Source organism: Providencia sp. JGM181, assembly GCF_018257375.1.
GTDB lineage: Bacteria > Pseudomonadota > Gammaproteobacteria > Enterobacterales > Enterobacteriaceae > Providencia > Providencia lanzhouensis.
This window is the reverse complement of sequence record NZ_JAERJY010000016.1, coordinates 1-23,896: the sequence shown is the minus strand read 5'-3', so window position 1 is coordinate 23,896 and position 23,896 is coordinate 1. Positions and strand designations below refer to the sequence as shown.

The following is a 23,896-nucleotide window of genomic DNA, read 5'->3' as shown; positions in this document are numbered from 1 at the left end:
ATCAGCCAACAACTAAGTTCAGTAATTTACCTGGTACGTAAATGACTTTACGGATGCTAACGCCTTCGAGGTATTTCGCGACGCTGCCTTCTTGTGATGCCATTTCCAGAACGAATTCTTGGTTAGCATCAGCAGGGACCGTGATACGACCGCGGACTTTACCGTTAACTTGAACAACAACCAGCTTAGTATCATCGATCATGGCTTGTTCGTCAGCCACAGGCCAGCTTGCAAAATCGATATCGTCATTGTGACCTAATGCTTTCCACATTTCGAAACAAGCGTGTGGAATGATTGGCGATAACATCAGCGTGATAGCATCTAAAGATTCTTGAACTAAAGCGCGGTCTTGCTCAGTTTCTTGCGGAGCGCGAACTAACTTGTTCATAAATTCCATGACCGCTGCGATAGCGGTGTTGAATGCGTAACGACGACCCACATCGTCAGTCACTTTCGCGATGGTTTTATGTAAGTCGCGACGTAAATCTTTTTGTTCCGCAGTTAATGCGCTGATATCTAATGGTTGAGTTGCGCCTTTTTGTGCGTGTTCGTGAACTAAACGCCATACACGACGAACGAAACGGTTAGCCCCTTCAACGCTAGACTCTTGCCATTCCAGTGTTAATTCTGGTGGCGCGGCGAACATCATGAACAGACGGACGGTGTCAGCACCGTATTTTTCGACCATTAATTGTGGGTCAATACCGTTGTTCTTAGATTTAGACATCTTGCTCATACCAGTATAAACCAGTTCATGACCTTCGTTGTCTACCGCTTTAGTAATACGGTTTTTGTCATCACGTTCAACAATTGCATCCGCAGGAGAAACCCATACACGCTGACCATCGCTACCGGTGTAGTAGAAGGCATCGGCCAGAACCATACCTTGGCACAGTAAACGTTTTGCTGGTTCATCAGAGTTCACCAGACCGGCATCACGCATTAATTTGTGGAAGAAACGGAAATACATTAAGTGCATGATGGCGTGCTCAATACCACCGATGTATTGATCCACAGGCAGCCAGTAGTTTGCGGCTTCTGGGTTCAACATGCCATCGTCATATTGTGGGCAAGTGTAACGTGCGTAGTACCAAGATGATTCCATAAAGGTATCGAAGGTATCGGTTTCACGCAGCGCTGGCTGACCATTGATGGTGGTTTTTGCCCATTCAGGATCCGCTTTAATTGGGCTAGTGATGCCGTTCATGGTGACATCTTCCGGTAAAATAACCGGTAACTGGTCTTCAGGAACAGGAACCACAGTACCATCTTCTAAGGTTGCCATTGGAATTGGCGCGCCCCAGTAACGTTGACGGGAAACACCCCAGTCACGTAAGCGATAATTGACTTTGCGTTGACCTGCACCAAGGGAAACCAGTTTATCTGCGATCGCGTTGAAGCCAGCTTCATTGCTTAAACCAGTAAATTCACCTGAGTTGATCAGAGCATTTTTCTCAGTCATCGCTTCTTGAGATAAGTCAGGCGTGTTGCCTTCAGCATCTGCAATTACCGCTTTGATTGGCAGATTGTATTTATGAGCAAATTCCCAGTCACGTTGGTCGTGAGCTGGAACTGCCATCACTGCACCTGTACCGTATTCCATCAGAACAAAGTTCGCGACCCAAATTGGTAATTTTTCTTGGGTTAATGGATGAACGACATACAAACCTGTTGCCAGACCTTTTTTCTCCATGGTTGCCATATCCGCTTCCGCAGTTTTGGTATTACGGCACTCATCGATAAAGTCGGCTAATTCGCTATTCGCTTTGGCAGCTTCTTGCGCTAATGGGTGACCTGCAGCAACCGCCACATATGTCGCACCCATAAAGGTATCTGGGCGGGTGGTGTAGACAGTTAATTTGTCTGCGCGATCAGCAACATCAAAGGTGATTTCCACACCTTCAGAGCGACCAATCCAGTTGCGCTGCATGGTTTTAACTTGTTCTGGCCAATCTTCCAGTTTGTCCAAGTCATTGAGCAGTTCTTCAGCGTAGTCGGTAATTTTGATAAACCACTGAGGGATCTCTTTACGCTCAACTTGGCTATCACAGCGCCAGCAGCAGCCGTCGATAACTTGTTCGTTTGCTAGAACGGTTAAGTCGTGTGGACACCAGTTAACGGCGGAGGTTTTTTTGTATACTAAGCCTTTTTCATACAGCTTAGTGAAGAACCACTGTTCCCAACGGTAATATTCTGGCGTACAGGTGGTCACTTCGCGGTTCCAATCGTAACCGAAGCCCAGCATTTTCAGCTGACCTTTCATGTAATCGATATTGGCGTAAGTCCATGGTGCAGGCGCAGTGTTATTTTTAACCGCGGCACCTTCAGCTGGCAGACCAAACGCATCCCAACCAATTGGTTGCAGAACGTTTTTGCCCAGCATACGCTGGTAGCGGGAGATCACGTCACCAATGGTGTAGTTACGAACGTGGCCCATGTGTAGTCGACCAGAAGGGTAAGGTAGCATGGACAGGCAGTAGTATTTCTCTTTGCTGTTGTCTTCTGTCACCTTGAACGTTTGTTGTTCATCCCAGTGACGCTGTACTTTAGGCTCTATATCTTCTGGACGATATTGTTCTTGCATGGCACCGATAATCCTATGGTGAATAATCGCTACAGTTTAGTCTGTAGCAGGTGAATGTCTTTTCTATAAAATGGATCCGCATAGCATAGCGGATCACACATGAAAACAACAATGCCGAAAGCCATTGTGTCTGTAAAAAACGATGAATCGTCGATTAGATGAATTTACAGGGACTTGGTCTTGCTGTTTCAGCTGTTTGTTATATTTTGTGCTACATAGTGGTTGGCGATACGTTGATATTGCCATACGTTGATGAAACTAAGAACGCGCACAAATAATAAGCGTATCGCCTATCATAATTCAATTTACTACCTAAAACTTGAACTATTTCAGGGGGAATTTGCTTTGTTCGCAATTTTATTTGAACTTAGAACACGTTAGAGAATTTTTTAAGAGATTTCAAGCGCAGAAAAGTGACAATCAAGAAAACGAGGTGAATTTTGTGCGGGTAAGAAAAGTTGAGGGAAAAGTTGCAAAAAGCCCTGTCGGACTTTCTGCAACCTAAAGCGAGATTAATGTAAGATTTTTGCCAGAAAATCTTTCGCGCGGTCTGACTTCGGATTAGCGAAGAAATCCTCTTTTTTACTGTCTTCGATAATTTTACCTTCATCCATGAAAATCACGCGGTTAGCCACTTTTTTCGCAAAGCCCATTTCGTGCGTTACCACCATCATGGTCATGCCTTCATTCGCTAACTCCACCATAACATCCAGCACTTCGTTGATCATTTCTGGGTCTAGGGCGGAAGTTGGCTCATCAAACAACATGGCAATCGGGTCCATACATAGCGCGCGGGCGATGGCGACACGTTGCTGTTGACCACCAGAGAGCTGCGCAGGGAATTTATTAGCATGGCTCGCCAATCCCACACGCTCCAGTAATTTTAAGCCTTTCGCTTCAGCGGCTTTTTTATCGCGGTTTAACACTTTAACTTGCGCTAATGTTAGGTTTTCAATAATGGAAAGGTGAGGGAACAGTTCAAAGTGTTGGAACACCATACCGACTTTTGAGCGCAGCTTCGCAAGGTCAGTTTTTTTGCTATTAACTTGGATATCGTTAACGAAAATTTCACCCTGTTGAATTGGCTCCAACCCATTTACTGTTTTTATTAATGTGGATTTACCAGAACCAGATGGCCCGCATACAACCACAACTTCGCCTTTTTTGACTTCAGTTGTGCAATCTGTGAGCACCTGAAATTGGCCATACCATTTCGATACATTTTTCAGGGTAATCATGAAACAGTCCTTTTCTTAAGATAATTCACCAGCATTGAAGCGCCGAAACTGAATATAAAGTAGATGAGTCCCGCAAAGAGTATCATTTCGACTTGCGTACCGTCACGCTCCCCAATATTGGTAGCGGTTCTGAAGAAGTCGGTTAACCCAAGAACATATACTAAAGAGGTATCTTGGAATAATACAATACCTTGGGTCAGCAATAATGGCACCATCGCTCTAAACGCTTGCGGTAATACGACTAAACGCATGGTTTGCATTTGGGTCATACCTAAAGCGAGGGAGGCGCTTGCCTGACCTTTCGAGATGCTTTGAATACCTGCACGGATAATTTCAGAGTAGTAAGCCGCTTCAAAAAGACAGAAGGCTACCACTGCGGATATTAAACGAATATCATTTTTTGGTGATAAGCCTAGAACATTTTGTAATATGTTAGGCACAACTAAATAGAACCAAAACAGTACCATAACTAATGGAACTGATCGGAAGGTGTTGACGTAAAAGGCCGCCAGCCAGCGCAGTGGCTTAATGCTGGATAAACGCATAACGGCGAGTACGGTTCCCCATAAAATCCCAACCACAATGGCTGCTGCTGTAATTTTGGCGGTGATAATAAAACCATCCACTAAGAATGGGATGCTTGGCTCAATGGAGCTCCAATCAAATTGATAAGCCATCTTAGCGTCCTCCTAGTGTGCCGGGTAAGCGCACTTTGCGCTCAAGCAAGCTCATTAGTAGCATAATAATCAAGTTGATACCGACATATGCCAGCGTGATTGCTGTGAAAGATTCCCAAGCATGGGCGGAGTAATCGAGTAATTTTCCTGCTTGTGCCGCCATATCCACTAACCCGATAGTGGATGCGATAGCGGAGTTTTTCACCAAGTTCAGCATTTCCGAGGTCATCGGCGGTAAAATGACGCGATAAGCATTCGGTAGCAGTACATAGCGATAGGTTTGTGGCAGTGTTAGCCCCATCGCGAGCGCTGCATTACGTTGCCCTCTAGGCAGGGATTGAATAGCAGCACGAACTTGCTCAGTCATTCGCGCAGCCGTAAACAAGCCAAGGCATAGCATGGAAGAGAGGAAGAACTGGTAGTTAGGATCTAACTCCATTTTAAACCAGTCGCCGATAGATTGTGGCAGCAGTTCAGGGATCACTAGATACCAAGTGAAGAACTGAACAATCAGCGGAACGTTACGGAATAATTCAACGTAAGCAGTCCCTAAAAAGGCTAAAAAGCGGTTAGGTACTGTGCGTAAAATACCGAAAAATGAGCCAACCAGAAAAGCGATGATCCAAGCGCAGATGGATAGCGTGATAGTGACTTCTAAGCCAGATATTAACCACCCTAAATAGGTGGTATTCCCAAATGGGGCATTCTCAAGGAATATCCCCCAGTTCCAATTAATTGACATAATATGACTTCCTGTGGGCAATTTGATTGTCCCGAATACCGCAATAAGAGAAAGCAAGGCGGGAACGACCGCCTTGCGACTCCTACTTCAGTAACACCCTGTTTGTCTTTTTTATTAGTTTAATGCTTTATCGTTTGGTGATTTGAACAGCGCCTTCATTTCATCAGATAACGTAAACTTCAGATTCAGGTTCTTCGGTGGGATTGGTTGATTAAACCAGCGGTCGAATGATTTTTCCGCTGCGCCAGATTTTTGTGCAGTTGAGATAGTTTCATCGACTAATGCTTTGAATTGTGGGTCATCTTTACGCAGCATACAGCCGTATGCTTCTTCAGTTTGCGGTTTTGCTACGATTTCCCAGATATCCGGTTGTTTCGCTTTTGCGCGCTCACCGGCTAATAAGGCATCGTCCATCATAAAGGCAACAGCACGACCAGATTCTAAAGTACGGAATGAGTCCCCGTGGTCTTTAGCACTGATAATGCGCATCTTCATGTTTTTCTCATCATTTAGCTGGTTCAGGATCACTTCTGACGTTGTTCCTGATGTCACAACGACGTTTTTACCTGCTAAATCAGCAAAGTCTTTGATACCGGAGTCTTTTTTCGCCAGCAGTCGAGTACCAACCACGAAAATGGTATTAGAGAAGGCTGCTTGTTTTTGTCTCTCTAGGTTATTCGTTGTGGAGCCACATTCGAAATCAAATGTGCCGTTTTGCAGTAATGGAATACGGTTTTGCGAGGTGATAGGGATCAATTTCACCTGTAAATCAGGCATATTGAGTTTCTTTTTCACTGCATCAACAATGAGGTTGGAGTAGTCTTGTGAGTAGCCAACAACTTTCTGATTATTATCATAGTAAGAGAATGGCACTGATGATTCGCGGTGACCCACGACTATCACTCCATTATCTTTGATTTTTTTCAGAGTACCGTTTAATTCTTCTGCTTGAACTGCGCAGGTTGCACCCAAAAGCATCATTGTTAAAACAAGCTTGCTAATACGCATAATTACAGCTCCTTTAGAACATCGGTGTCAATCCGCCATATTTCGAGGTTTGTGTTTTAACGATACATTACTCGATTTATTTTGGTTTTGTGGTGTTGTGTTTGCAGATGTTTCGTGAGGTTTTCATCATGACACGATCATCGGCTGTATGTTTTATTATTGTTAAAAAGTAATTAAAAAATATGAGTTTTGAAAACGAATTGTTTTAAATTCGGGAGCTGTCTCGCATATTATTTAGGCAGTTGTGAACTGCGACACCAATAAAGAGACAAACTGCCGAAACTCGACTATCGTGCACCGAAATCGTGCAAAATAGTTTCGTTTTGCCATTTATTAAGTAAGTAGCAAGTTCCGTGCCGCTTTTCGGATAAAGTGCAAAAAATAGTTAATTTTATAAATGAGAGTTGTTTGTAAAGTTAGATGATGGTGCTTGTGTTGCTTATTTGCCTGTGTAAGATGTAACCTGTTATTAACTTAATTAGCTAATTATTGTGAATTCAGGAAGATAATCTGAGACAGACATGACGAGGTCGATAAAGCTAGGTAAAGGATTAGTGCTGTTTGCCTGTCTGATGGTGTTGATTTGTATGAATCAAAGAGCCGTCGGGGAGCGCCTATTCGCCTCAATGTTTACATCAGCTTCAATACAGACTTCTGCGGTAGCGAATCAAATCCAGCTTTCTTCAGAGCATTATCTTTCTGATATAAATGAACAAAATAGCAAGCCCGTGAAGCTTTCAACGTGTGAATTAAGTTCCAAATCACTCCTTACTCTTGTTCCTGCTGTGATAGAACCTCTCTTTTTTATATTTCTTTCTTTAGCGGCATTCGCTATCTTTTGCACTAGGCTATTTATATATAGAGCAAACCGTGAAGAGAGCCATTCCCCACCTGGCGTTCGGCGTCATCTACAATTCTGTAATCTTCGGGATTAGAAAGCCGCGGCTTATTGTTCGTCGCTGTTATTTATTCTGGAGGGATCATGCGTTTTTTTATTAATGCGTTAATTGTTTTATTTACTGTATTTTCTAGCAGCTTACAGGCTGCGGATACAGGCTGGTTACAACCTGCAAACACGGGGTTTATGGCCGCAAACACACCGAGCCATGTACAGGTTCGCTTGCTGAGCTCTGCACAAAATGAGGGCAAGGTCGATATTTTACTGGATGTAAAACTCGATGATGGCTGGAAGACCTATTGGCGCTCACCGGGAGAAGGGGGCGTTGCACCGGAAATAAGTTGGTCTTCACCCGTCAAAACGGTGGAGTGGCTATGGCCAACGCCGGGGCGCTTTGATGTCGCTGGCGTGTCGACACAAGGTTATATGGGAGACGTGGTTTTCCCTATTACAGTCACTAGTAGTGAGCATCTCGATAAATTGTCAGGCACACTGACATTATCAACGTGTAGCAATGTTTGTATTCTAACTGACTACCCTTTTGAATTGGATCTCACTGAACCGGCTCCTGCGGATTTTAGCTGGGCATTTAATCAAGCAAAAGGCAGTGTGCCTGCGGCTAGTGGGCTTGTTGAACAGGCGCAATTTGGCTTTGCTGGCAATAAATTGACGGTAGAGTTACAAAAAGCCGCCGATAATACCTGGATTGACCCGCATCTGTTTACTGATGTTGTAGATGGCGCGAGCCTTGGTGTTCCATCCCTAAAATATTCTGGCAATAAGTTAACCGCTACCATTGATGTTAGCGATGACTGGGGCGGTGAAGCGCCTAATCTTGTGGGTAAAACAGTTTCATTTGTTGTGGCGGACGGTGAGTTATCTCAACAAATACATGGCAATGTCGTGCCTTATACTGGTTCCGTATCTGGGGATGACAGTGGACACGCGCTGGGTTTATGGCAGATAGTTCTATTTGCGCTACTTGGCGGTCTGATCCTGAACTTAATGCCGTGTGTTTTGCCTGTACTGGCAATGAAACTCGGCTCTGTCTTATTGGTTCCTCAAGGTGAACAAAATACCATTCGTCGGCAATTCTTGCTCTCTTCATCGGGGATTCTGGTCTCATTCTGGTTATTAGCCTTATTGATGACATTCTTGCGATGGGGACAGGAAGTTGTTGGTTGGGGTATTCAGTTCCAAAGCCCGTGGTTTATCGGCTTTATGGTGCTGATTACGGCGCTGTTTACTGCGAATTTATTTGGGTTGTTTGAAATTAACCTAGGCAGTAAAGCAAATACGCGTTTAGCCACCGCAGGTGGGCAGGGTAATAGCGGGCATTTCTGGCAAGGGGTTTTCGCGACACTCTTAGCGACACCTTGTTCTGCACCCTTTTTGGGCACGGCGGTCGCTTTCGCATTAGCGGCACCGATGTCGCAACTGTGGCTGATTTTCACTGCACTAGGTATCGGGATGAGCCTTCCGTGGTTATTGATTGCGGCATTCCCTGTGATTGCGAAAGCGTTACCAAAGCCAGGAACATGGATGCTGAAATTGCGCGCAGTACTGGGCTTAATGATGTTGGTTTCCTGCTTATGGTTAATCAGCTTATTAATTCCCCATTTTGGTGCAATGACCGCTACCGTTATCGCCGTACTGTTTTTATTAATCTTAGTGTTATTTATTCTTAAGAACCGAGGGGTACGTGCGGCAATTTTCCCATTCCTATTATTCTCGGTACTGGGTGCTGGATTTGCTTGGATGGCGATAGACCAACAACAAGGCCACCAAACGCTAGTTTCCGATAAGGTTCAATGGCAAACACTGTCTGAAGACGCAATCACGCGAGCGCTGGCAGATAATAAACGTGTGTTTATTGATGTGACTGCAGACTGGTGTGTGACGTGTAAGGCGAATAAATATAACGTCCTACTTAATGACGAAATTCAGCACTTACTGAGTGAACCGGATGTCGTCGCGCTACGGGGTGATTGGACAAAACCTTCACCTGAAATCTCGGCGTTTTTGCAACGTCGAGGGCAAGTGGCTGTGCCGTTTAACCAGATTTATGGCCCTAATCTGACAGAGGGGAAAATACTGTCAACAATACTTGATCGTGAATCTGTATTATCAATTATGACTGAGGCCAAAGGAGCCGAAAAATGAAAAAGACGATATTAGCTGTTTTATTTTCCTCACTAGTATTAGGGGCCACAGCACATGCAGCGCCACTGACTGCTGACCAAGAAGCACAAGTTCGTAAGCTGGTACGCGATACATTAGTTGAGAATCCAGAGATCCTGGAAGAAGCGATTGTGGCTTTACAAGCGAAACAAGGTGAAAAACAACAAGCGCAAATGAAACAGGTATTAAAAGATCAGCATGATGCCCTGTTTAATGACCCGACTAGCCCACGTATTGGCTCGAAAGATGCGAAATTAGTCTTGGTGAACTTTACTGACTTTAACTGCCCATACTGCAAACGTTTTGACCCACTGTTAGAAGATATTGTGAAGAAAAACCCGGATGTTGCAGTTGTTATCAAGTACCTGCCATTTAAAGGGGAAACCTCGCTGGAATCTTCGCAACTAGCGATGACTTTATGGCAGGAAAACCCAAAAGCGTTCTTAGCGCTGCACCAAAAACTGATGGCGAAACAGGGTATGTTATCTGATTCAAACATCAAAGAAGCGCTGCAAGCAACCGGCAATGGTAAGTTAAAAGCGAGTGATAAGAGCCGTGCGGCTATCCGTAAAAACCTTGAGCTGGCTAATATGCTAGGCGTGAATGGTACGCCAGCAACGTTAGTGGGTGATGAAATGATCCCAGGGGCTGTTGATGCACAAGAATTTGAACGCATCGTGAAAGAACAGCTCAGCAAAGCGAAATAATGGCGTGATGGGGAGACTCAAAAAGTGGTCAAAAGAGCTTCTCGTATTAGCGATTATTTTGGCGATCGCTTTTACGGTGATGGACTTTTGGCGTAAACCGCAAAGCCTTGCCCCCGTGTTATTAGAGCCACTCACCCTTGCAACGGGTGAGGTGGTTTCTATTGCTGAACTCAGCCAAAAACAGCCAGTTTTAGTCTATTTCTGGGCAACATGGTGCGGTGTTTGCCGCTTCACATCGCCAACCGTTTCTGATTTAGCACAATCAGGGGTTCCGGTGGTGACGGTAGCACTGCGTTCGGGGGAATCTTCTCGACTGTTAGCTGGAATGGAAAAAAAGGAATTAGATTTTCCTGTGGTGAATGATACCAACGGTCAGCTGGCTGCGCAGGTTGGCGTGACAGCAACACCGACCTTTATGATTATCGATAAAGGCGAAATGGTGAGTTTTACTTCTGGCTGGACGAGTTATCTGGGGCTGAAAAGCCGTTTATGGCTCGCTTCGTTTTAATTAAATGCCCTTGGTATCAGCACCAAGGGCATTTTTCTTATCAAACTCTAATCTCAAACTCTTTCATCAAAATTCGAGATTACGAATAAACCGATAGTCAGCCGATTGGGATTTTAAGCGATATAAATTCGCTGGGCGCCCGCGTTCTTGGCGTTTTTCCCCTGTATCAATCAATAAATCAGCTTGGTCTAAACGGCGGCGGAAAGACTTATTCTGTATGGATTTTCCGATTAAAACCTCATGAACATGTTGCAGCTCGGCTAAGGTGAATACTTCCGGTAGCGCAAATCCCGGCACAATGGAATAAAGGGATTTCTGGCGTAAACGTTCACGGGCTTGTAAATAAAGCTGATAGTGATCGAAAGCCAGTGTCATGCCCTCAATTTCTTCAATTGAAACCCATTTAACAGAATGTACACTTTCAATGTGCGCTTCGCAGGCTTGGTGAGCAATGAGTGCGGTATAGCAGACTGTCACTGACCAGCCTCGAGGATCTCGCTCTGAATTTCCTACGGTATATAACTGCTCGATATAAGGAGGAACAACCCCCGTTTTTTCTTTTAACTTGCGATATACCGTATCGTCTAACGTGGCATCACAATTTTCATCAACGAACCCACCTGGTAACCCCCATTGACCTTTCTGCGGGTAATTAGCGCGCTCCACGAGCAGCACTTTTAAGGTGTTTTCATGATAAGTGAATAATACGGTATCCACCGTGAGCAAAGGAGTTAAATAATCTCGTCGATCATAATTAGATAAAAACTCTTTTTCTGTCATGTGATTAAGATCCTTTCCCCCGTTTTTAGTCTTGCGTTAAATCATACGCGAAAATTTATTTAGTGTCATTAAGACATTTAATTGTTGACTTGTTTGTGTCTATAGGACAATAATTATTTAAGGTCATAAAGACACTAATTGATTTCACAAAGACACTAAGTGGGGTAGACCATGTTAAATTTTAAATATTTCAAATCAGATTCATCGACATTCATTATTCAATCCATTAATGGTGCAGTACGTAAGCAAGGTAAAGGATTAAGTTTTTGGTATAACGCAGATAAAACGTCCATTGCGGCATTACCTTTGAACGCTCAAGAAGCGCCATTTATTTTTAATCTACAGACAGCGGATTTCCAAAGCTTGCGTATTCAAGGGCAAATTTCGTTTCAAGTGAAATACCCAGAAAAAACAGCGGATGTCTTGAATTTTAACCTTGCCCAAGATGGTAAATCTTATGCGTCAGAAGACCCGTTAAAGCTGAGTGATAGGGTGGTTCGTAGTGCCCAAACTGTCATCCAAGCAAAAACGCAAAGTACCGATTTGCGAGATGCATTACTCATGGGGCAACCATTGGTGCTGTTGGTTTCTCAGCAACTGTCTGAGCATCCTGCACTTGAATCGTTAGGCATAGAAATTTTGGATGTGGCAATTTCTGCTATTACACCGTCTCCTGAAACGCTCAAAGCGCTGGAAGCTCAAGCACGGGAATCAATTTTGAAAGAGGCTGACGATGCGATTTATGCGAGACGCAAATTCTCCGTTGAGCAGGAAAGAACTATAAAAGAGGCGGAATTAGAAACGGATTTATCAGTACAAGCCAAGCAGCAGCAAATTGAAGAAGCTCGGTTGGATAATGAACGTACATTGCTGCGTGAGCGTGCTGAAATTGAACAAGAAGAGTTAATAGCTCAGGTTAATTTGGAAGCTAAGCGTAATGAGCTGGTGGCGCTGAGTGTTGAAAACCAACGTACTCAATCAGAAGCGGATGCTTATGCCATCGAAGCTAAAATGAAAGCGTATAGCCAATTGCCAGTGGAGAATTTGAAGGCGATGGCATTGGCGAAAATGAACCCAGAGCAATTGATGGCGATGGCATTTGAATCCTTGGCTCAAAACGCAGGCAAAATTGGTGAAATTAATTTCTCACCAGATTTATTTGGTCAGCTAATGAAAAAAGGAGCTAAACAATGAGTCAGTATGATGATGTTCGCTTTGTGTTAGTGATGCGTAAAACCCGTATGCAGGAATTAATTGAGCGTTTCAATACCTGGTCGCAAGCAAAATTTTACCTTGAACATAATGATGTTGAAGTGAGTGATTACCTACTTGAACATGATGTGTATCAGCGGCAGTTAATCCAAGCTGAGTCAATTCTTAAAACGATGGGACGCTTTCAATTACTGGAAAGAAAACTGTTACCTAGTTATCAGTTTTCGGCGCGAGATATCGTGGTGGTCATAGGGCAAGATGGTTTAGTGGCAAATACCCTTAAATACCTTAATGGGCAGCCTGTGATCGCCATAAACCCGGAACCGACACGCTGGGATGGTAAATTACTACCCTTTGAAATTGGGCAGTTACTTGACGTGGTGACGCGTACATTAACTGGAAAAGTGAATCAAAAATCCGTTACCTTTGCACAAGCAACAACCAACGATGGGCAAACACTATTAGCCGTTAACGACCTATTTATAGGTCCTAAAAGCCATACATCTGCTCGCTATCGGGTGAAATGGCAAGGGCAGCAAGAATTCCAATCATCATCAGGAATTATTGTCTCCACAGGGTTAGGATCAACGGGATGGTTTCAATCTATTATTGCAGGGGCTCAGGCGATAGCAGGGACTCACTCTCATCCATTATCACAGGGATTTGGTTGGGATGAAAAACGGTTACAGTTCAGCGTAAGGGAGCCTTTTCGCAGCCGAACCACAGGAACGGAATTAGTGTTTGGCACCATTGAGCAAACCACGCCATTACAATTAGAGTCTTTAATGCCTGAAAATGGCGTAATTTTTTCCGATGGTATTGAAGATGATTATTTGAATTTCAACGCAGGCTGTATTGCCTCAATTGGGATAGCAGAAACGCAGGGATTATTAATTGGTTAGGTTAAAAAAATCCCCGAATCATCAATCGAGATGTCGGGGATTTTTAATCGGTTTAAAGCGTCAATTAGTGACGTTTTTGACGACGGTTAAGGGTAAATCCGACAATGCCGAATATAGCGACCATACCCCACATCGGCCAGTTACTCCAACGAGCATAAGGGGTTAATCCCGTTGTTGGTGTGACTTTCTCAGCCAGAACCGCATCTTGGAACTGTGGCAGAATACCTTGAATGGAACCATCCGCACTGATGACTGCCGTTACGCCATTGTTGGTAGCGCGTAATAGTGGGCGACCGAGTTCTAATGAGCGCATTCTTGCCATTTGGAAATGCTGCCAAGGACCAATCGATTCGCCAAACCATGCATCATTTGAAATTGTCAGTAAGTAGTCACTGTCAGGTTTGAAGTTATCTCTAACTTGAGTACCCAGAATAATTTCATAGCAAATGGTTGCTGTTAGATGAATATTACCAATTGCTAATTGAGCCTGTTGATAATCTCCACGGCTAAAGCCCGACATTGGTAAATTAAAGAATGGCGCAAGCGGGCGAAGTAAATCTTCCAACGGGACGAACTCACCAAATGGGACTAAGTGATGCTTGTTATAACGATTCTTAGTCGGGTAGAGATAGGGTTTTCTATCGCCTAGCACAATGATGGAGTTATAGAATACCGAATCACCATTGACGGGTTTGGCATCGACAGTTCCGGTAATTAACCGCGTTTTGGTTTCATTCAGCAACGTGTCCAGCGCTTTAAGCCACGGCTGATTTTCCAGTTCCACCACAGGAATGGCTGACTCAGGCCAAATAATCATATCGGCTTTGCCAATATAAGGGCTGGAAAGCTTGATATAGCGATCTTTGGTTTGCTGCAAAAAGCCTGCTTCCCATTTCATGGATTGAGGGATATTGCCCTGCACCAATGCCACTTCCATAGTCTTATCATTCAGCGGCGTGAACCACTGGACGTTTTTGGCTAGCAGAGGAACCAGTAACAGCGCAGCCGCACAGGCTAGAGGAATAAAACTGCGACGAATGACTGTTAAGACGAGCAAGCCGCTGATGCTAAATAGCAGCAGGGTTATCATCTCAACACCAAAAATCGGCGCTAATGATTTCATCGGTCCATCAATCTGGGTATAACCAAATTGCAGCCATGGGAAGCCAGTCAGAACCCAGCCACGCAGAAACTCTGTCACTTGCCATAGCGCGGGTGCCATCAACACTAAGCGCCAAATATTGGCATTAGGAGTGAGTTTATTGAGCAGCAGGCCAAATAGACCAGGATACAGCGACAGATAGGCAGCCAGCAAGATAACGATAAATACGTTAACGGCATCCGGCATCCCACCAAAATCGGCGATACTGACATACACCCAGTTGACGCCGCTGCCAAATAAGCCAAATCCCCATGCGAACGCGATAGCAAAAGCTTGCTTGGCGGTTCTGTGTAGGGTTAATAGCTGGAGAAAGAAAATGGAAAGGAGAGCGGCGGGCCAGAAGTCAAAAGGCGAAAAAGCCAGTGTACCACTGGCTCCGAATAGTAAAGCCAGCAGCAGGCGTAGCCACTGGCTTTGATAAGTAGAGGATAAGTTCATTAACTCTGTTCTTCATCCAAAGTAGGCACTGGGGCATCGTCAGGAATTTTCACTTGAAGCAGTAAAATTCGACGGCTATCCGCCATGGAAACTTTAAATTGGTAGTTATCGATGGTAATGGTTTCACCACGGGATGGTAAGTGACCAAAGGCTTGCATCACTAAGCCCCCAACGGTATCTACCTCATCATCACTAAAATGTGTGCCAAAGGCGTCATTAAAGTCTTCAATTTGAGTCAAGGCGCGAACAGAGTACGAATGACGGCTCAGCTGGCGGATATCCACATCATCTTGGTCGTCATACTCGTCTTCAATCTCACCGACAATCAGCTCTAAAATATCTTCAATAGTCACTAAACCAGAGACACCACCAAACTCATCAATAACGATGGCCATGTGGTAACGCTGGGAACGGAATTCTTTGAGTAAGCGGTCTACTCGTTTGCTTTCAGGAACAACAACGGCCTGACGTAACACTTTATCAATACTGAATGGTTCTGCATCGGTACGCATAAATGGCAGTAAATCTTTTGCCATTAATAGCCCTTCAATATGATCTTTATCTTCGCTGATAACAGGGAAGCGAGAGTGGGCAGAATCGATGATGACATCGAGGCACTCATCAAGGCTTTGGTTACGTTTTAAGGTAACAATTTGAGAGCGAGGGATCATGATGTCACGTACCCGCTGATCGGCAATATCCATGACGCCTTCCAGCATTTCACGGGTATCCGGGTCAATTAAATCGTTTTGTTCAGAATCACGAATTAATTCGACCAAATCATCACGGTTTTTAGGTTCACCATGGAAAAGTTGGTTTAACAATGCAAAAAAACCTTTCTTAGGCCCAGGGGTGTCACTACTCGAAGAGTTATCGTCGCTCATGGCGTTTAATTTATTATTCCTCAGTTAATTAGAAAAATTGCTAACCCATAGAGTTAGGTATGAATTGTTTAGCTTAAAACATTTTGTTTAGCGAAACAATTTATGGGTTAGCGTCGAAGCATATTCTTTACGTTTACAGACATCGTTTTACGTCTAAAAATGCTTGTTAACGTTAAAAATTATAGTGAGCTCACTCTTTTTCCGCAAGATACGGATCGGCATAACCCATCTCTGCGAGGATCTCGGTTTCTAATCCTTCCATTTCTTCAGCTTCATCATCTTCAATATGATCATAGCCAAGTAAATGCAGGCAACCGTGAACCACCATGTGCGCCCAATGTTCTTCTTCACTTTTTTGCTGCTCGGCAGCTTCTTGCTCCACCACTTGGCGGCAAATAATTAAATCCCCTAACAGCGGAAGTTCCACTTCAGGTGGCGCTTCAAATGGAAATGACAGCACGTTAGTCGGCTTATCTTTTCCACGATAAGTCAGATTTAATTCATGGCTTTCGGCTTCATCAACAATACGAATAGTGACTTCACTTTCAGCTTGAAACTTGGGTAATACCGCATTGACCCAGCGCTGGAACATCTCTTCAGAGGGTAAGCCGTCGGTATTTTCGCTCGCTATTTGTAAATCGAGAATAACATCGCTCATTTAGTGATTTTCCTGCTTTTCAAACTCACGTTGTTGCTCTTTTTCTTCTTTCAGTTGCTGGCGACGTTTGCTGTCTTGCTCTTCCCATGCTTCATAAGCCATGACAACTTTCGCTACGACAGGGTGACGCACCACGTCTTCGCTATGGAAGAAATTAAAGCTTAAATCATCCACGTTCGACAACACTTCGATGGCGTGTCTTAAGCCGGATTTGCTACCTCTTGGCAAGTCGACTTGAGTGATATCCCCAGTGACGACAGCTTTAGAGTTAAAACCAATACGGGTTAAAAACATTTTCATCTGTTCGATGGTGGTGTTTTGGCTCTCATCTAAAATGATAAACGCATCGTTCAGTGTGCGACCCCGCATGTAAGCCAGCGGAGCCACTTCAATCACATTACGCTCAATCAGTTTTTCCACTTTTTCAAAACCGAGCATTTCAAACAGTGCGTCATACAGAGGGCGTAGATAAGGATCCACTTTCTGGCTTAAATCACCCGGTAAGAACCCCAATTTTTCGCCAGCTTCAACCGCAGGGCGGGTGAGCAGAATACGGCGTACTTCTTGGCGTTCTAATGCATCGACGGCGGCTGCAACAGCGAGGTAAGTTTTACCCGTTCCCGCAGGACCAATCCCAAATGTAATATCGTGATCTAAGATATTGGCAATGTACTGCGCCTGATTTGGGGTACGAGGTTTGATCACGCCACGCTTGGTCTTGATATTCACGGCTTTACCATAATCAGGCACGCTTTCTGCGGATTGCTCAAGCACTCGGCTATCAACAATGGCAAGGTGAATATTTTCAGGATCAATGTCAGGGATCACACCGCGGATTGGCGCGGTATCAACGTACAGCTGGCGTAAAATCTTACTGGCCGCTTGGATATTAAGCGCTTTACCTGAAAGCTTAAAACGGTTGTCTCGGCGATTGATTTCAATGCCAAGACGACGCTCTAATTGCTTAATGTTGTCGTCAAATGGCCCGCAAAGGCTCATTAAACGCTGATTATCTGCGGGCTCTAAAAAAATCTCTTGTGTTGCGATTTGCAAAGGTTTGTTATCGGTCACTGAGTATCCTATCTTTAGGGTTGGAAGTTACCAACGCCAAGTTCATCTTCTTTACGGGTACGTGCAATCACGGATTCTGGGGATTCATGAACACGCAGATCCATTTGATCTTCGGTACGAATCACTTTACCGCGTAAAGAGTTGGTATAAACATCGACGATTTCGACATCAACAAATTTACCGATCATGTCCGGAGTGCCTTCAAAGTTCACTACGCGGTTATTTTCGGTACGACCTGAAAGCTCCATCACATTTTTACGTGAAGTGCCTTCCACTAAAATACGTTGTACTGTTCCCAGCATGGCACGGCTGAAGCTCATTGCTTGCTGATTAATGCGCTGTTGCAGCAGATACAGACGTTGTTTTTTCTCGTCTTCGCTAACATCATCCGGTAAATCAGCGGCTGGTGTACCCGGACGAGCTGAGTAGACGAAGCTGTAGCTCATATCAAAATTCACGTCAGCAATTAGCTTCATGGTTTTTTCGAAATCATCGGTGGTTTCGCCAGGGAAGCCAACAATAAAGTCGGAGCTGATCAGAATACCTGGGCGCGCTTCACGTAATTTACGGATAATCGCCTTATATTCCAATGCAGTATGCGCACGCTTCATCATGGTGAGTACGCGGTCAGAGCCACTTTGCACTGGTAAGTGTAAGAAACTTACTAGCTCTGGGGTATCGCGATACACTTCGATGATGTCATCGGTAAATTCGATTGGGTGGCTAGTGGTGAAGCGTACGCGGTCAATACCGTCGATAGAGGCCACTAAACGTAATAATTCGGCAAATGAGCAGATTTCACCGTCGAACGTCTCGCCACGGTAGGCGTTAACGTTTTGACCCAGTAAATTCACTTCACGCACGCCTTGCGCCGCTAACTGTGCAATTTCAAACAGGATGTCGTCACAAGGGCGGCTAACTTCTTCGCCGCGTGTGTATGGCACAACGCAGAACGTACAGTATTTGTTGCAGCCTTCCATGATAGAAACGAACGCGGTTGGGCCTTCAGCACGAGGCTCTGGTAGGCGGTCGAATTTTTCAATTTCAGGAAAGCTAATATCAATAATTGGGCTGCGGTTACCTTGAATCTGGTTAATCATTTCCGGTAAACGGTGCAGAGTTTGCGGACCGAAAACGATATCAACGCAAGGTGCGCGCTGGCGAATAAAATCACCTTCTTGTGATGCGACACAGCCACCGACACCAATGATAATGTCAGGATTTTTGTCTTTGAAGAATTTCCAACGACCAAGCTGGTGGAACACCTTTTCTTGGGCTTTTTCGCGGATCGAACAAGTGTTTAATAACAACAGATCTGCTTCTTCAGCAATTTCAGTCAGTTGATAGCCGTGGGTGCTTTCTAATAAAGAGACCATTTTAGATGAATCGTATTCGTTCATCTGGCAGCCCCAAGTTTTCATATATAACTTTTTATTTGTCGACATGTCGTGTATCCGGTGTTTTCGAGGTCTAAAATAGGGACTTCGAAACGCGTTGTAAATCCAAAGTCCTACCCTATGATGATGGGGAAATTCACCGCATTTTGATTAAGAACAGCGTTCTGTATTGGATTAAATGCAAAAATTACCCAGTAATAACATGCTAAAATAATATCATCACCAAATACTTAAGGGCAGGCTATTTGCCTATTGTTTTAAAGATTGACGAGTATTGTATTCATTTGAGGCATCAGTGACCAGAGCCCGAGCGTAGATATTGCCTGCGGGGGTAAGAATTTTTCGGTATACTAAATAAATCAAACAGTTAATAGTAGCTATCATGATGAATAAACTAACTGAATTTTATGATGTTGTTGTGGTTGGTGCGGGAATGACCGGCGCCGCAGCGGCATTAGGCTTCGCCCAAGACGGGATGAAAGTGGCTTTACTTGAGAAAGCCCAGCCGACCGAGTTTGATGTGAGCAGTACGCCAGATGTGCGTATCTCTGCCATCAGCAGTGCTTCTATTGAATTGCTGAAGCAATTAGGGGCATGGAAACATGTAGAAGCGATGCGCAGTGCGCCTTATCGCGAATTAGAAACCTGGGAAGAGCCGGGCAGCAATGTGATTTTTGATGCCAAAAGTTTAGGCTTGCCTGAGCTTGGCTTTATGGTGGAAAACCGCGTTTTACAGTTGGCATTGTGGCGCGAATGCGAACTGTACAGCAATCTAGAATTAGTTTGCCCAGCGACGTTGGTGAATTTACATCAACCCCATGGGCAAAAACACTGGATGGTTGAGTTGGAAGATGGGCGTATTCTGGAAACCAAACTGGTGGTTGGCGCGGATGGCGCTAATTCTCAAGTGCGTAAAATGGCAGGTATTGGTAGCCGAGGCTGGCAATATCGTCAATCTTGCATGTTGATCACTATCCAAACGGATACGCCGCAACAAGACCGTACATGGCAGCAATTTTTCCCGTCAGGCCCAAGGGCATTTTTACCATTGTATGATAATTGGGCGTCCCTCGTTTGGTATGACAGTCCTGCCAAAATTCGCCGTTTGCAAAGTATGTCTATGGAGCAGCTCACAGGCGCTATCTCGGAAGCGTTTCCTGAACGGCTTGGTGCAGTAAAAGCTATCGCATCGGGTGCATTTCCGTTAACTCGTCACCATGCAAGCCGCTATGTGATGGATGGATTAGCGCTGATTGGTGATGCGGCGCATACTATCAATCCGTTAGCGGGTCAGGGTGTAAACCTCGGTTATCGCGATGTGGATGTGTTATTGAAGGTCATTTACCAAGCGCGTGAGTGTGTTGAGGCATGGGAGTCTTTGGATGTGCTTAAGCGCTATCAGCGACGCCGTTTACCCGACAATCTAGTGATGCAGGCGGGGATGGATATTTTCTATATGGCTTTCAGCGAGAATTTACCGGGCTTGAAAATGCTGAGAAACTTTGGCTTGATGACCGCGCAACGTGCGGGCGAGGCGAAAAAATTAGCGTTAAAATATGCGCTGGGGCTGTAATCTAACCCATTGATGGTATTGAACCTATTTATTGTTATTTGTTACCCAGATAAGTTTCTGGGTAACTTCTTCATATTACTCTTCTGTATTTACATCTTGCTCTTGCATATTTAATAGCGGGATCCCATATTTTTCTCCCCACTCTTGCAGTGCATTAATCACCGCACTTAAAGATTCACCCGCAGGGGTCATTGAGTACTCAACTTTGGGTGGCACTTCGGGATAGACATGGCGAGTAATTAGCCCGTCACTTTCGAGTTCTCGTAATTGCTTGGTCAGCATGCGCGGTGTAATGAAAACTAATTTCCTTTTTATTTCATTAAATCGCAGCGTTTTTCCCTGTAAATGATACAGGATCACGCCTTTCCCTTTTCCTCCCATTAGCTCTAATGAGGCTTCAACAGGGCATCCATCGTAGGTGTAGTTTGTATAACGTCTTTTTTTGATAGTATCCATTTGTATAGTATATGCCATTAATGTGCGTACTTGTCTGTTTGTACTTTTAACATTAGGATGTTCAAAATTCAATACAGTTTATTTAACTTAGAGGATCCAATGAACTTAATTAATGTTTTAAATACCCGTTATGCAACGAAAAGTTTTGACCCAAATAAAACGATTTCTGATGAAACGCTGAGTGAGATAAAAGCGTTACTTCAATTAAGTCCTTCGAGTGTCAATGTGCAACCTTGGCATTTCTTGATGGTAAGTAGCCCTGAAGCAAAACAAAAAATTATCAATGCGACGGCAGGTGGATACTCATTCAATGAGGAAAAAATTCGCAATGCATCCCATGTGGTAGTGATGTGCGCAAAAACAGAGTTGCCTGAGGATTATTTACTGCATCTTTTAGAGCTCGAAGATGAAGAAGGGCGATATCAGAAAAGCGAGTTTAAAGAGCAAAATCATATGGCTCGTTCATTTTTTGTGAATTTACATAAGAATGAATTGAAGGATTTACCGCATTGGATAGAAAAACAAGTTTACTTGAATATGGGGGCATTATTATTGGGCGCAGCGGTGTTAGGGGTTGATGCGTTGCCAATGGAAGGTCTCGATTTTTCAATTCTTAATGACGAATTCGATTTAAATGAGAAAGGGCTAAGTGCGGTGACGGTAGTTGCGCTGGGTTATAAAACTGAAGACGATTTTAATTCTGCCTTACCGAAAGTGCGTCTTCCATTGAATGAAGTCGTGACTGAACTTTAATTTGTTAGATAAAAAATAAGCCGCGATTGCGGCTTATTTTCGTTATGGCAGTAATAAATTATTTATTATTTGCGATATCGACAGAACTCGTTGGTTGTACTACATCTTCTTCGGTGATGATTGAATCTAAAGATTCACCTTTGGATGAGAATGCATGCGCCAGTTTTTCGGTATCTAACTCTTTTTCCCAACGCGCAACCACGATACATGCACAAGCGTTACCGACTAAGTTGGTCAGCGCACGGCACTCAGACATAAAGCGGTCGATACCCAGAATCAGTGCCATACCTGCAACTGGAATGCTTGGTACGACCATCAGCGTTGCCGCTAAGGTAATGAAACCTGCACCCGTTACACCTGCTGCACCTTTAGAGCTGATCATCGCAACTAACAGCAGGGAAATTTGCTGCCAGAGAGTCAGTTCAATATTGGTCGCTTGAGCAATAAACAGCGCTGCCATCGTCATGTAGATGTTGGTGCCATCGAGGTTAAATGAATAACCGGTAGGGATCACTAAGCCTACGACGGATTTTTCACAACCCGCGTGTTCCATTTTTCTCATTAAGCTTGGTAATGCCGCTTCAGAGGAAGAGGTACCTAGAACTAACCATAATTCATCTTTGATGTATTTAATAAGCTCAATAATCGAGAAGCCGTTATATTTAGCCACCGCACCCAGTACAACTAGAACAAATAGTAGCGAGGTGATGTAGAACGTCATGATCAGCATCATTAAGTTGCCGATAGACGAAATACCGTATTTACCAATGGTAAATGCCATCGCACCAAATGCGCCGATAGGTGCCAGCTTCATCAACATCGCAACCATCTTGAACACAGGTTCAGAGAAGTTTTGCAGCAGTTTAACAATAGGCTCACCGTGTTTACCGGTTGCTGCTAGTGCTAAACCAAAAATCACCGAAATAAACAGGACTTGCAGAATGTTTCCGTTCACCAATGGGCTAATAACGGTGTCTGGAATAATATTCATGAAGAAGCCAACGATGGTAGATTCGTGTGCTTTTTCAACATAACCCGCCACTTTGGCATTATCTAAGGTTGCAGGGTCAATATTCAGTCCAGAGCCTGGCTGAATGACGTTAGCGACGATTAAACCAATAATCAGTGCGATAGTTGAGAATGTGATGAAGTACAGCATTGCTTTACCTGCAACGCTACCAACGGCTCTCATGTTGGTCATGCCTGAAATACCAGTCACAACCGTTAAGAAAATGACTGGGGCAATAATCATTTTTACGATTTTAATAAACGCATCACCCAACGGTTTTAATGACTCTCCGATGTCTGGGAAAAAATGCCCAAGGGCAATACCAAGAGTGATGGCGACGATGACCTGCACATATAAAATTTTATATAGTGGTTGTTTTATTATGTTTCGCATAAGTTTTCTCTGTAAAAATATTGTGTTATAGCAATTATAATTATTGGTTTTTTTACAACTGAGTTGAGATGGATTGGAAAGTTGGACTGATAATTTAAGACGAAAGGGGGCTTACGTATTACTAATCTAATCTAACTACAATTCGCCGCAAGATTACCACTTTATTTGGTTATGTGAAAATGACTGACATCACACTTCCGACACAAAGGTTGCGTAAAGGTAAATGGGATGTGTTAAATGTTTTTTAAAAGGTTAAAAGAAAATTTAAAGGCAGAATGATAGTTTTAAAAAGCATTAAATAAATAACGCATTAAGTTTATTTACTTAAATTTTTAAATTGTTTTGAGAGTATTTTTTGATGATGGATACAAGAGAGGATGGCTGGGGTACCAGGATTCGAACCTGGGGATGCCAGGATCAAAACCTGGTGCCTTACCGCTTGGCGATACCCCAACAAAAAAGAAATGGTAGCTACGACGGGATTCGAACCTGTGACCCCAACATTATGAGTGTTGTGCTCTAACCAACTGAGCTACATAGCCATTGTATTTTCTTTACTGTGTGATTTTACTACTTGGTAGGATAATAGATGGCTGGGGTACCAGGATTCGAACCTGGGGATGCCAGGATCAAAACCTGGTGCCTTACCGCTTGGCGATACCCCA

General features: G+C 44.0%; 21 protein-coding genes and 3 tRNA genes. 8 read left to right on the top strand and 16 right to left on the bottom strand.

Features of this window, described 5'->3' with window-relative positions; all coding sequences use genetic code 11:
• Window position 1: 1 nt before the first annotated feature.
• From leuS to JK188_RS04155, 5 genes are all read right to left on the bottom strand, one after another.
• Window positions 2-2,584: a leucine--tRNA ligase gene (leuS, locus tag JK188_RS04175; RefSeq protein WP_211887936.1), complete on the bottom strand. Its 2,583-nt coding sequence runs from the start codon at window positions 2,582-2,584 to the stop codon at window positions 2-4.
• Window positions 2,585-3,096: 512 nt separating this feature from the next.
• Window positions 3,097-3,822: an amino acid ABC transporter ATP-binding protein gene (locus tag JK188_RS04170; RefSeq protein WP_036947670.1), complete on the bottom strand. Its 726-nt coding sequence runs from the start codon at window positions 3,820-3,822 to the stop codon at window positions 3,097-3,099.
• Window positions 3,819-4,499: a glutamate/aspartate ABC transporter permease GltK gene (gltK, locus tag JK188_RS04165; RefSeq protein WP_006660949.1), complete on the bottom strand. Its 681-nt coding sequence runs from the start codon at window positions 4,497-4,499 to the stop codon at window positions 3,819-3,821. The genes JK188_RS04170 and gltK overlap by 4 nt, the downstream gene beginning before the upstream one ends.
• 1 nt (window position 4,500) lies before the next feature.
• Window positions 4,501-5,241, bottom strand: coding sequence for an amino acid ABC transporter permease (locus JK188_RS04160; RefSeq protein ID WP_211887937.1), 741 nt, complete (start codon window positions 5,239-5,241; stop codon window positions 4,501-4,503).
• A gap of 114 nt (window positions 5,242-5,355) precedes the next feature.
• Complete coding sequence (locus JK188_RS04155; protein ID WP_211887938.1) at window positions 5,356-6,249, bottom strand: amino acid ABC transporter substrate-binding protein; 894 nt, start codon at window positions 6,247-6,249, stop codon at window positions 5,356-5,358.
• 521 nt (window positions 6,250-6,770) lie between these two features.
• Here JK188_RS04155 and JK188_RS18085 point away from each other — a divergent pair.
• From JK188_RS18085 to JK188_RS04140, 4 genes are read left to right on the top strand one after another with little or no spacing between them, the layout of a single operon-like run.
• On the top strand, window positions 6,771-7,184 hold the full coding sequence (locus JK188_RS18085; protein ID WP_036947662.1) for a hypothetical protein: 414 nt from the start codon (window positions 6,771-6,773) through the stop codon (window positions 7,182-7,184).
• Window positions 7,185-7,231: 47 nt separating this feature from the next.
• Window positions 7,232-9,310: a protein-disulfide reductase DsbD family protein gene (locus tag JK188_RS04150; protein WP_211887939.1), complete on the top strand. Its 2,079-nt coding sequence runs from the start codon at window positions 7,232-7,234 to the stop codon at window positions 9,308-9,310.
• A complete protein-coding gene (locus JK188_RS04145; RefSeq protein ID WP_154604619.1) occupies window positions 9,307-10,035 on the top strand; it encodes a DsbA family protein in 729 nt (242 codons plus the stop codon). The genes JK188_RS04150 and JK188_RS04145 overlap by 4 nt, the downstream gene beginning before the upstream one ends.
• Window positions 10,036-10,042: 7 nt before the next feature.
• Complete coding sequence (locus tag JK188_RS04140; protein WP_211887940.1) at window positions 10,043-10,543, top strand: protein disulfide oxidoreductase; 501 nt, start codon at window positions 10,043-10,045, stop codon at window positions 10,541-10,543.
• Between the two features lie 66 nt (window positions 10,544-10,609).
• On the opposite strand, the gene JK188_RS04135 is transcribed toward JK188_RS04140, so the two are convergent.
• Complete coding sequence (locus JK188_RS04135; RefSeq protein ID WP_211887941.1) at window positions 10,610-11,323, bottom strand: NUDIX hydrolase; 714 nt, start codon at window positions 11,321-11,323, stop codon at window positions 10,610-10,612.
• 171 nt (window positions 11,324-11,494) lie between these two features.
• Here JK188_RS04135 and JK188_RS04130 point away from each other — a divergent pair, with 171 nt between their 5' ends.
• The gene (locus tag JK188_RS04130) at window positions 11,495-12,517 is read left to right on the top strand and encodes an SPFH domain-containing protein (protein ID WP_036947650.1); all 1,023 of its coding nucleotides are present in this window, start codon (window positions 11,495-11,497) and stop codon (window positions 12,515-12,517) included.
• Window positions 12,514-13,437: a sugar kinase gene (locus tag JK188_RS04125; RefSeq protein WP_108479364.1), complete on the top strand. Its 924-nt coding sequence runs from the start codon at window positions 12,514-12,516 to the stop codon at window positions 13,435-13,437. Before JK188_RS04130 ends, JK188_RS04125 begins: the two co-directional genes overlap by 4 nt.
• Window positions 13,438-13,501: 64 nt before the next feature.
• Here JK188_RS04125 and lnt read toward each other — a convergent pair whose 3' ends face one another.
• The 5 genes from lnt to miaB form a co-directional block, all read right to left on the bottom strand.
• Complete coding sequence (gene lnt / locus JK188_RS04120) at window positions 13,502-15,037, bottom strand: apolipoprotein N-acyltransferase (protein ID WP_211887942.1); 1,536 nt, start codon at window positions 15,035-15,037, stop codon at window positions 13,502-13,504.
• Window positions 15,037-15,921: a CNNM family magnesium/cobalt transport protein CorC gene (corC, locus tag JK188_RS04115; RefSeq protein ID WP_036947644.1), complete on the bottom strand. Its 885-nt coding sequence runs from the start codon at window positions 15,919-15,921 to the stop codon at window positions 15,037-15,039. The genes lnt and corC overlap by 1 nt, the downstream gene beginning before the upstream one ends.
• 190 nt (window positions 15,922-16,111) lie before the next feature.
• Window positions 16,112-16,579, bottom strand: coding sequence for an rRNA maturation RNase YbeY (gene ybeY / locus JK188_RS04110; protein WP_211887943.1), 468 nt, complete (start codon window positions 16,577-16,579; stop codon window positions 16,112-16,114).
• On the bottom strand, window positions 16,580-17,578 hold the full coding sequence (locus tag JK188_RS04105) for a PhoH family protein (RefSeq protein ID WP_249215415.1): 999 nt from the start codon (window positions 17,576-17,578) through the stop codon (window positions 16,580-16,582).
• Window positions 17,579-17,664: 86 nt separating this feature from the next.
• Window positions 17,665-19,095, bottom strand: a complete 1,431-nt coding sequence (gene miaB / locus JK188_RS04100; RefSeq protein ID WP_036947639.1) for a tRNA (N6-isopentenyl adenosine(37)-C2)-methylthiotransferase MiaB — start codon at window positions 19,093-19,095, stop codon at window positions 17,665-17,667.
• A 337-nt stretch (window positions 19,096-19,432) separates the two neighbouring features.
• Here miaB and ubiF point away from each other — a divergent pair, with 337 nt between their 5' ends.
• Window positions 19,433-20,620: a 3-demethoxyubiquinol 3-hydroxylase gene (gene ubiF, locus JK188_RS04095; protein WP_211887961.1), complete on the top strand. Its 1,188-nt coding sequence runs from the start codon at window positions 19,433-19,435 to the stop codon at window positions 20,618-20,620.
• A gap of 75 nt (window positions 20,621-20,695) precedes the next feature.
• On the opposite strand, the gene JK188_RS04090 is transcribed toward ubiF, so the two are convergent.
• Window positions 20,696-21,076 (bottom strand): winged helix-turn-helix transcriptional regulator, encoded by a 381-nt coding sequence (locus JK188_RS04090; protein ID WP_181478115.1) that lies wholly within the window; start codon window positions 21,074-21,076, stop codon window positions 20,696-20,698.
• Window positions 21,077-21,175: 99 nt separating this feature from the next.
• On the opposite strand from JK188_RS04090, the gene nfsB reads away from it, so the two are divergent.
• Window positions 21,176-21,829, top strand: coding sequence for an oxygen-insensitive NAD(P)H nitroreductase (gene nfsB / locus JK188_RS04085; protein ID WP_036947735.1), 654 nt, complete (start codon window positions 21,176-21,178; stop codon window positions 21,827-21,829).
• A 58-nt stretch (window positions 21,830-21,887) separates the two neighbouring features.
• Here the strand turns inward: nfsB and JK188_RS04080 are convergent, their stop codons facing one another.
• The 4 genes from JK188_RS04080 to JK188_RS04065 form a co-directional block, all read right to left on the bottom strand.
• A complete protein-coding gene (locus JK188_RS04080; protein WP_108479367.1) occupies window positions 21,888-23,231 on the bottom strand; it encodes a dicarboxylate/amino acid:cation symporter in 1,344 nt (447 codons plus the stop codon).
• A gap of 378 nt (window positions 23,232-23,609) precedes the next feature.
• Window positions 23,610-23,684 (bottom strand) — tRNA-Gln (locus JK188_RS04075).
• Window positions 23,685-23,696: 12 nt separating this feature from the next.
• Window positions 23,697-23,773 (bottom strand) — tRNA-Met (locus JK188_RS04070).
• 48 nt (window positions 23,774-23,821) lie between these two features.
• Window positions 23,822-23,896: transfer RNA gene (locus JK188_RS04065), tRNA-Gln, on the bottom strand.

Excerpts from the sequence above, each read along its gene's own strand:
- leuS (WP_211887936.1), bottom strand. The coding sequence starts at position 2,584 with ATGCAAGAACAATATCGTCCAGAAGATATAGAGCCTAAAGTACAGCGT.
- JK188_RS04170 (WP_036947670.1), bottom strand. The coding sequence starts at position 3,822 with ATGATTACCCTGAAAAATGTATCGAAATGGTATGGCCAATTTCAGGTG.
- gltK (WP_006660949.1), bottom strand. The coding sequence starts at position 4,499 with ATGGCTTATCAATTTGATTGGAGCTCCATTGAGCCAAGCATCCCATTC.
- JK188_RS04160 (WP_211887937.1), bottom strand. The coding sequence starts at position 5,241 with ATGTCAATTAATTGGAACTGGGGGATATTCCTTGAGAATGCCCCATTT.
- JK188_RS04155 (WP_211887938.1), bottom strand. The coding sequence starts at position 6,249 with ATGCGTATTAGCAAGCTTGTTTTAACAATGATGCTTTTGGGTGCAACC.
- JK188_RS18085 (WP_036947662.1), top strand. The coding sequence starts at position 6,771 with ATGACGAGGTCGATAAAGCTAGGTAAAGGATTAGTGCTGTTTGCCTGT.
- JK188_RS04150 (WP_211887939.1), top strand. The coding sequence starts at position 7,232 with ATGCGTTTTTTTATTAATGCGTTAATTGTTTTATTTACTGTATTTTCT.
- JK188_RS04145 (WP_154604619.1), top strand. The coding sequence starts at position 9,307 with ATGAAAAAGACGATATTAGCTGTTTTATTTTCCTCACTAGTATTAGGG.
- JK188_RS04140 (WP_211887940.1), top strand. The coding sequence starts at position 10,043 with ATGGGGAGACTCAAAAAGTGGTCAAAAGAGCTTCTCGTATTAGCGATT.
- JK188_RS04135 (WP_211887941.1), bottom strand. The coding sequence starts at position 11,323 with ATGACAGAAAAAGAGTTTTTATCTAATTATGATCGACGAGATTATTTA.
- JK188_RS04130 (WP_036947650.1), top strand. The coding sequence starts at position 11,495 with ATGTTAAATTTTAAATATTTCAAATCAGATTCATCGACATTCATTATT.
- JK188_RS04125 (WP_108479364.1), top strand. The coding sequence starts at position 12,514 with ATGAGTCAGTATGATGATGTTCGCTTTGTGTTAGTGATGCGTAAAACC.
- lnt (WP_211887942.1), bottom strand. The coding sequence starts at position 15,037 with ATGAACTTATCCTCTACTTATCAAAGCCAGTGGCTACGCCTGCTGCTG.
- corC (WP_036947644.1), bottom strand. The coding sequence starts at position 15,921 with ATGAGCGACGATAACTCTTCGAGTAGTGACACCCCTGGGCCTAAGAAA.
- ybeY (WP_211887943.1), bottom strand. The coding sequence starts at position 16,579 with ATGAGCGATGTTATTCTCGATTTACAAATAGCGAGCGAAAATACCGAC.
- JK188_RS04105 (WP_249215415.1), bottom strand. The coding sequence starts at position 17,578 with ATGAGCCTTTGCGGGCCATTTGACGACAACATTAAGCAATTAGAGCGT.
- miaB (WP_036947639.1), bottom strand. The coding sequence starts at position 19,095 with ATGTCGACAAATAAAAAGTTATATATGAAAACTTGGGGCTGCCAGATG.
- ubiF (WP_211887961.1), top strand. The coding sequence starts at position 19,433 with ATGAATAAACTAACTGAATTTTATGATGTTGTTGTGGTTGGTGCGGGA.
- JK188_RS04090 (WP_181478115.1), bottom strand. The coding sequence starts at position 21,076 with ATGGATACTATCAAAAAAAGACGTTATACAAACTACACCTACGATGGA.
- nfsB (WP_036947735.1), top strand. The coding sequence starts at position 21,176 with ATGAACTTAATTAATGTTTTAAATACCCGTTATGCAACGAAAAGTTTT.
- JK188_RS04080 (WP_108479367.1), bottom strand. The coding sequence starts at position 23,231 with ATGCGAAACATAATAAAACAACCACTATATAAAATTTTATATGTGCAG.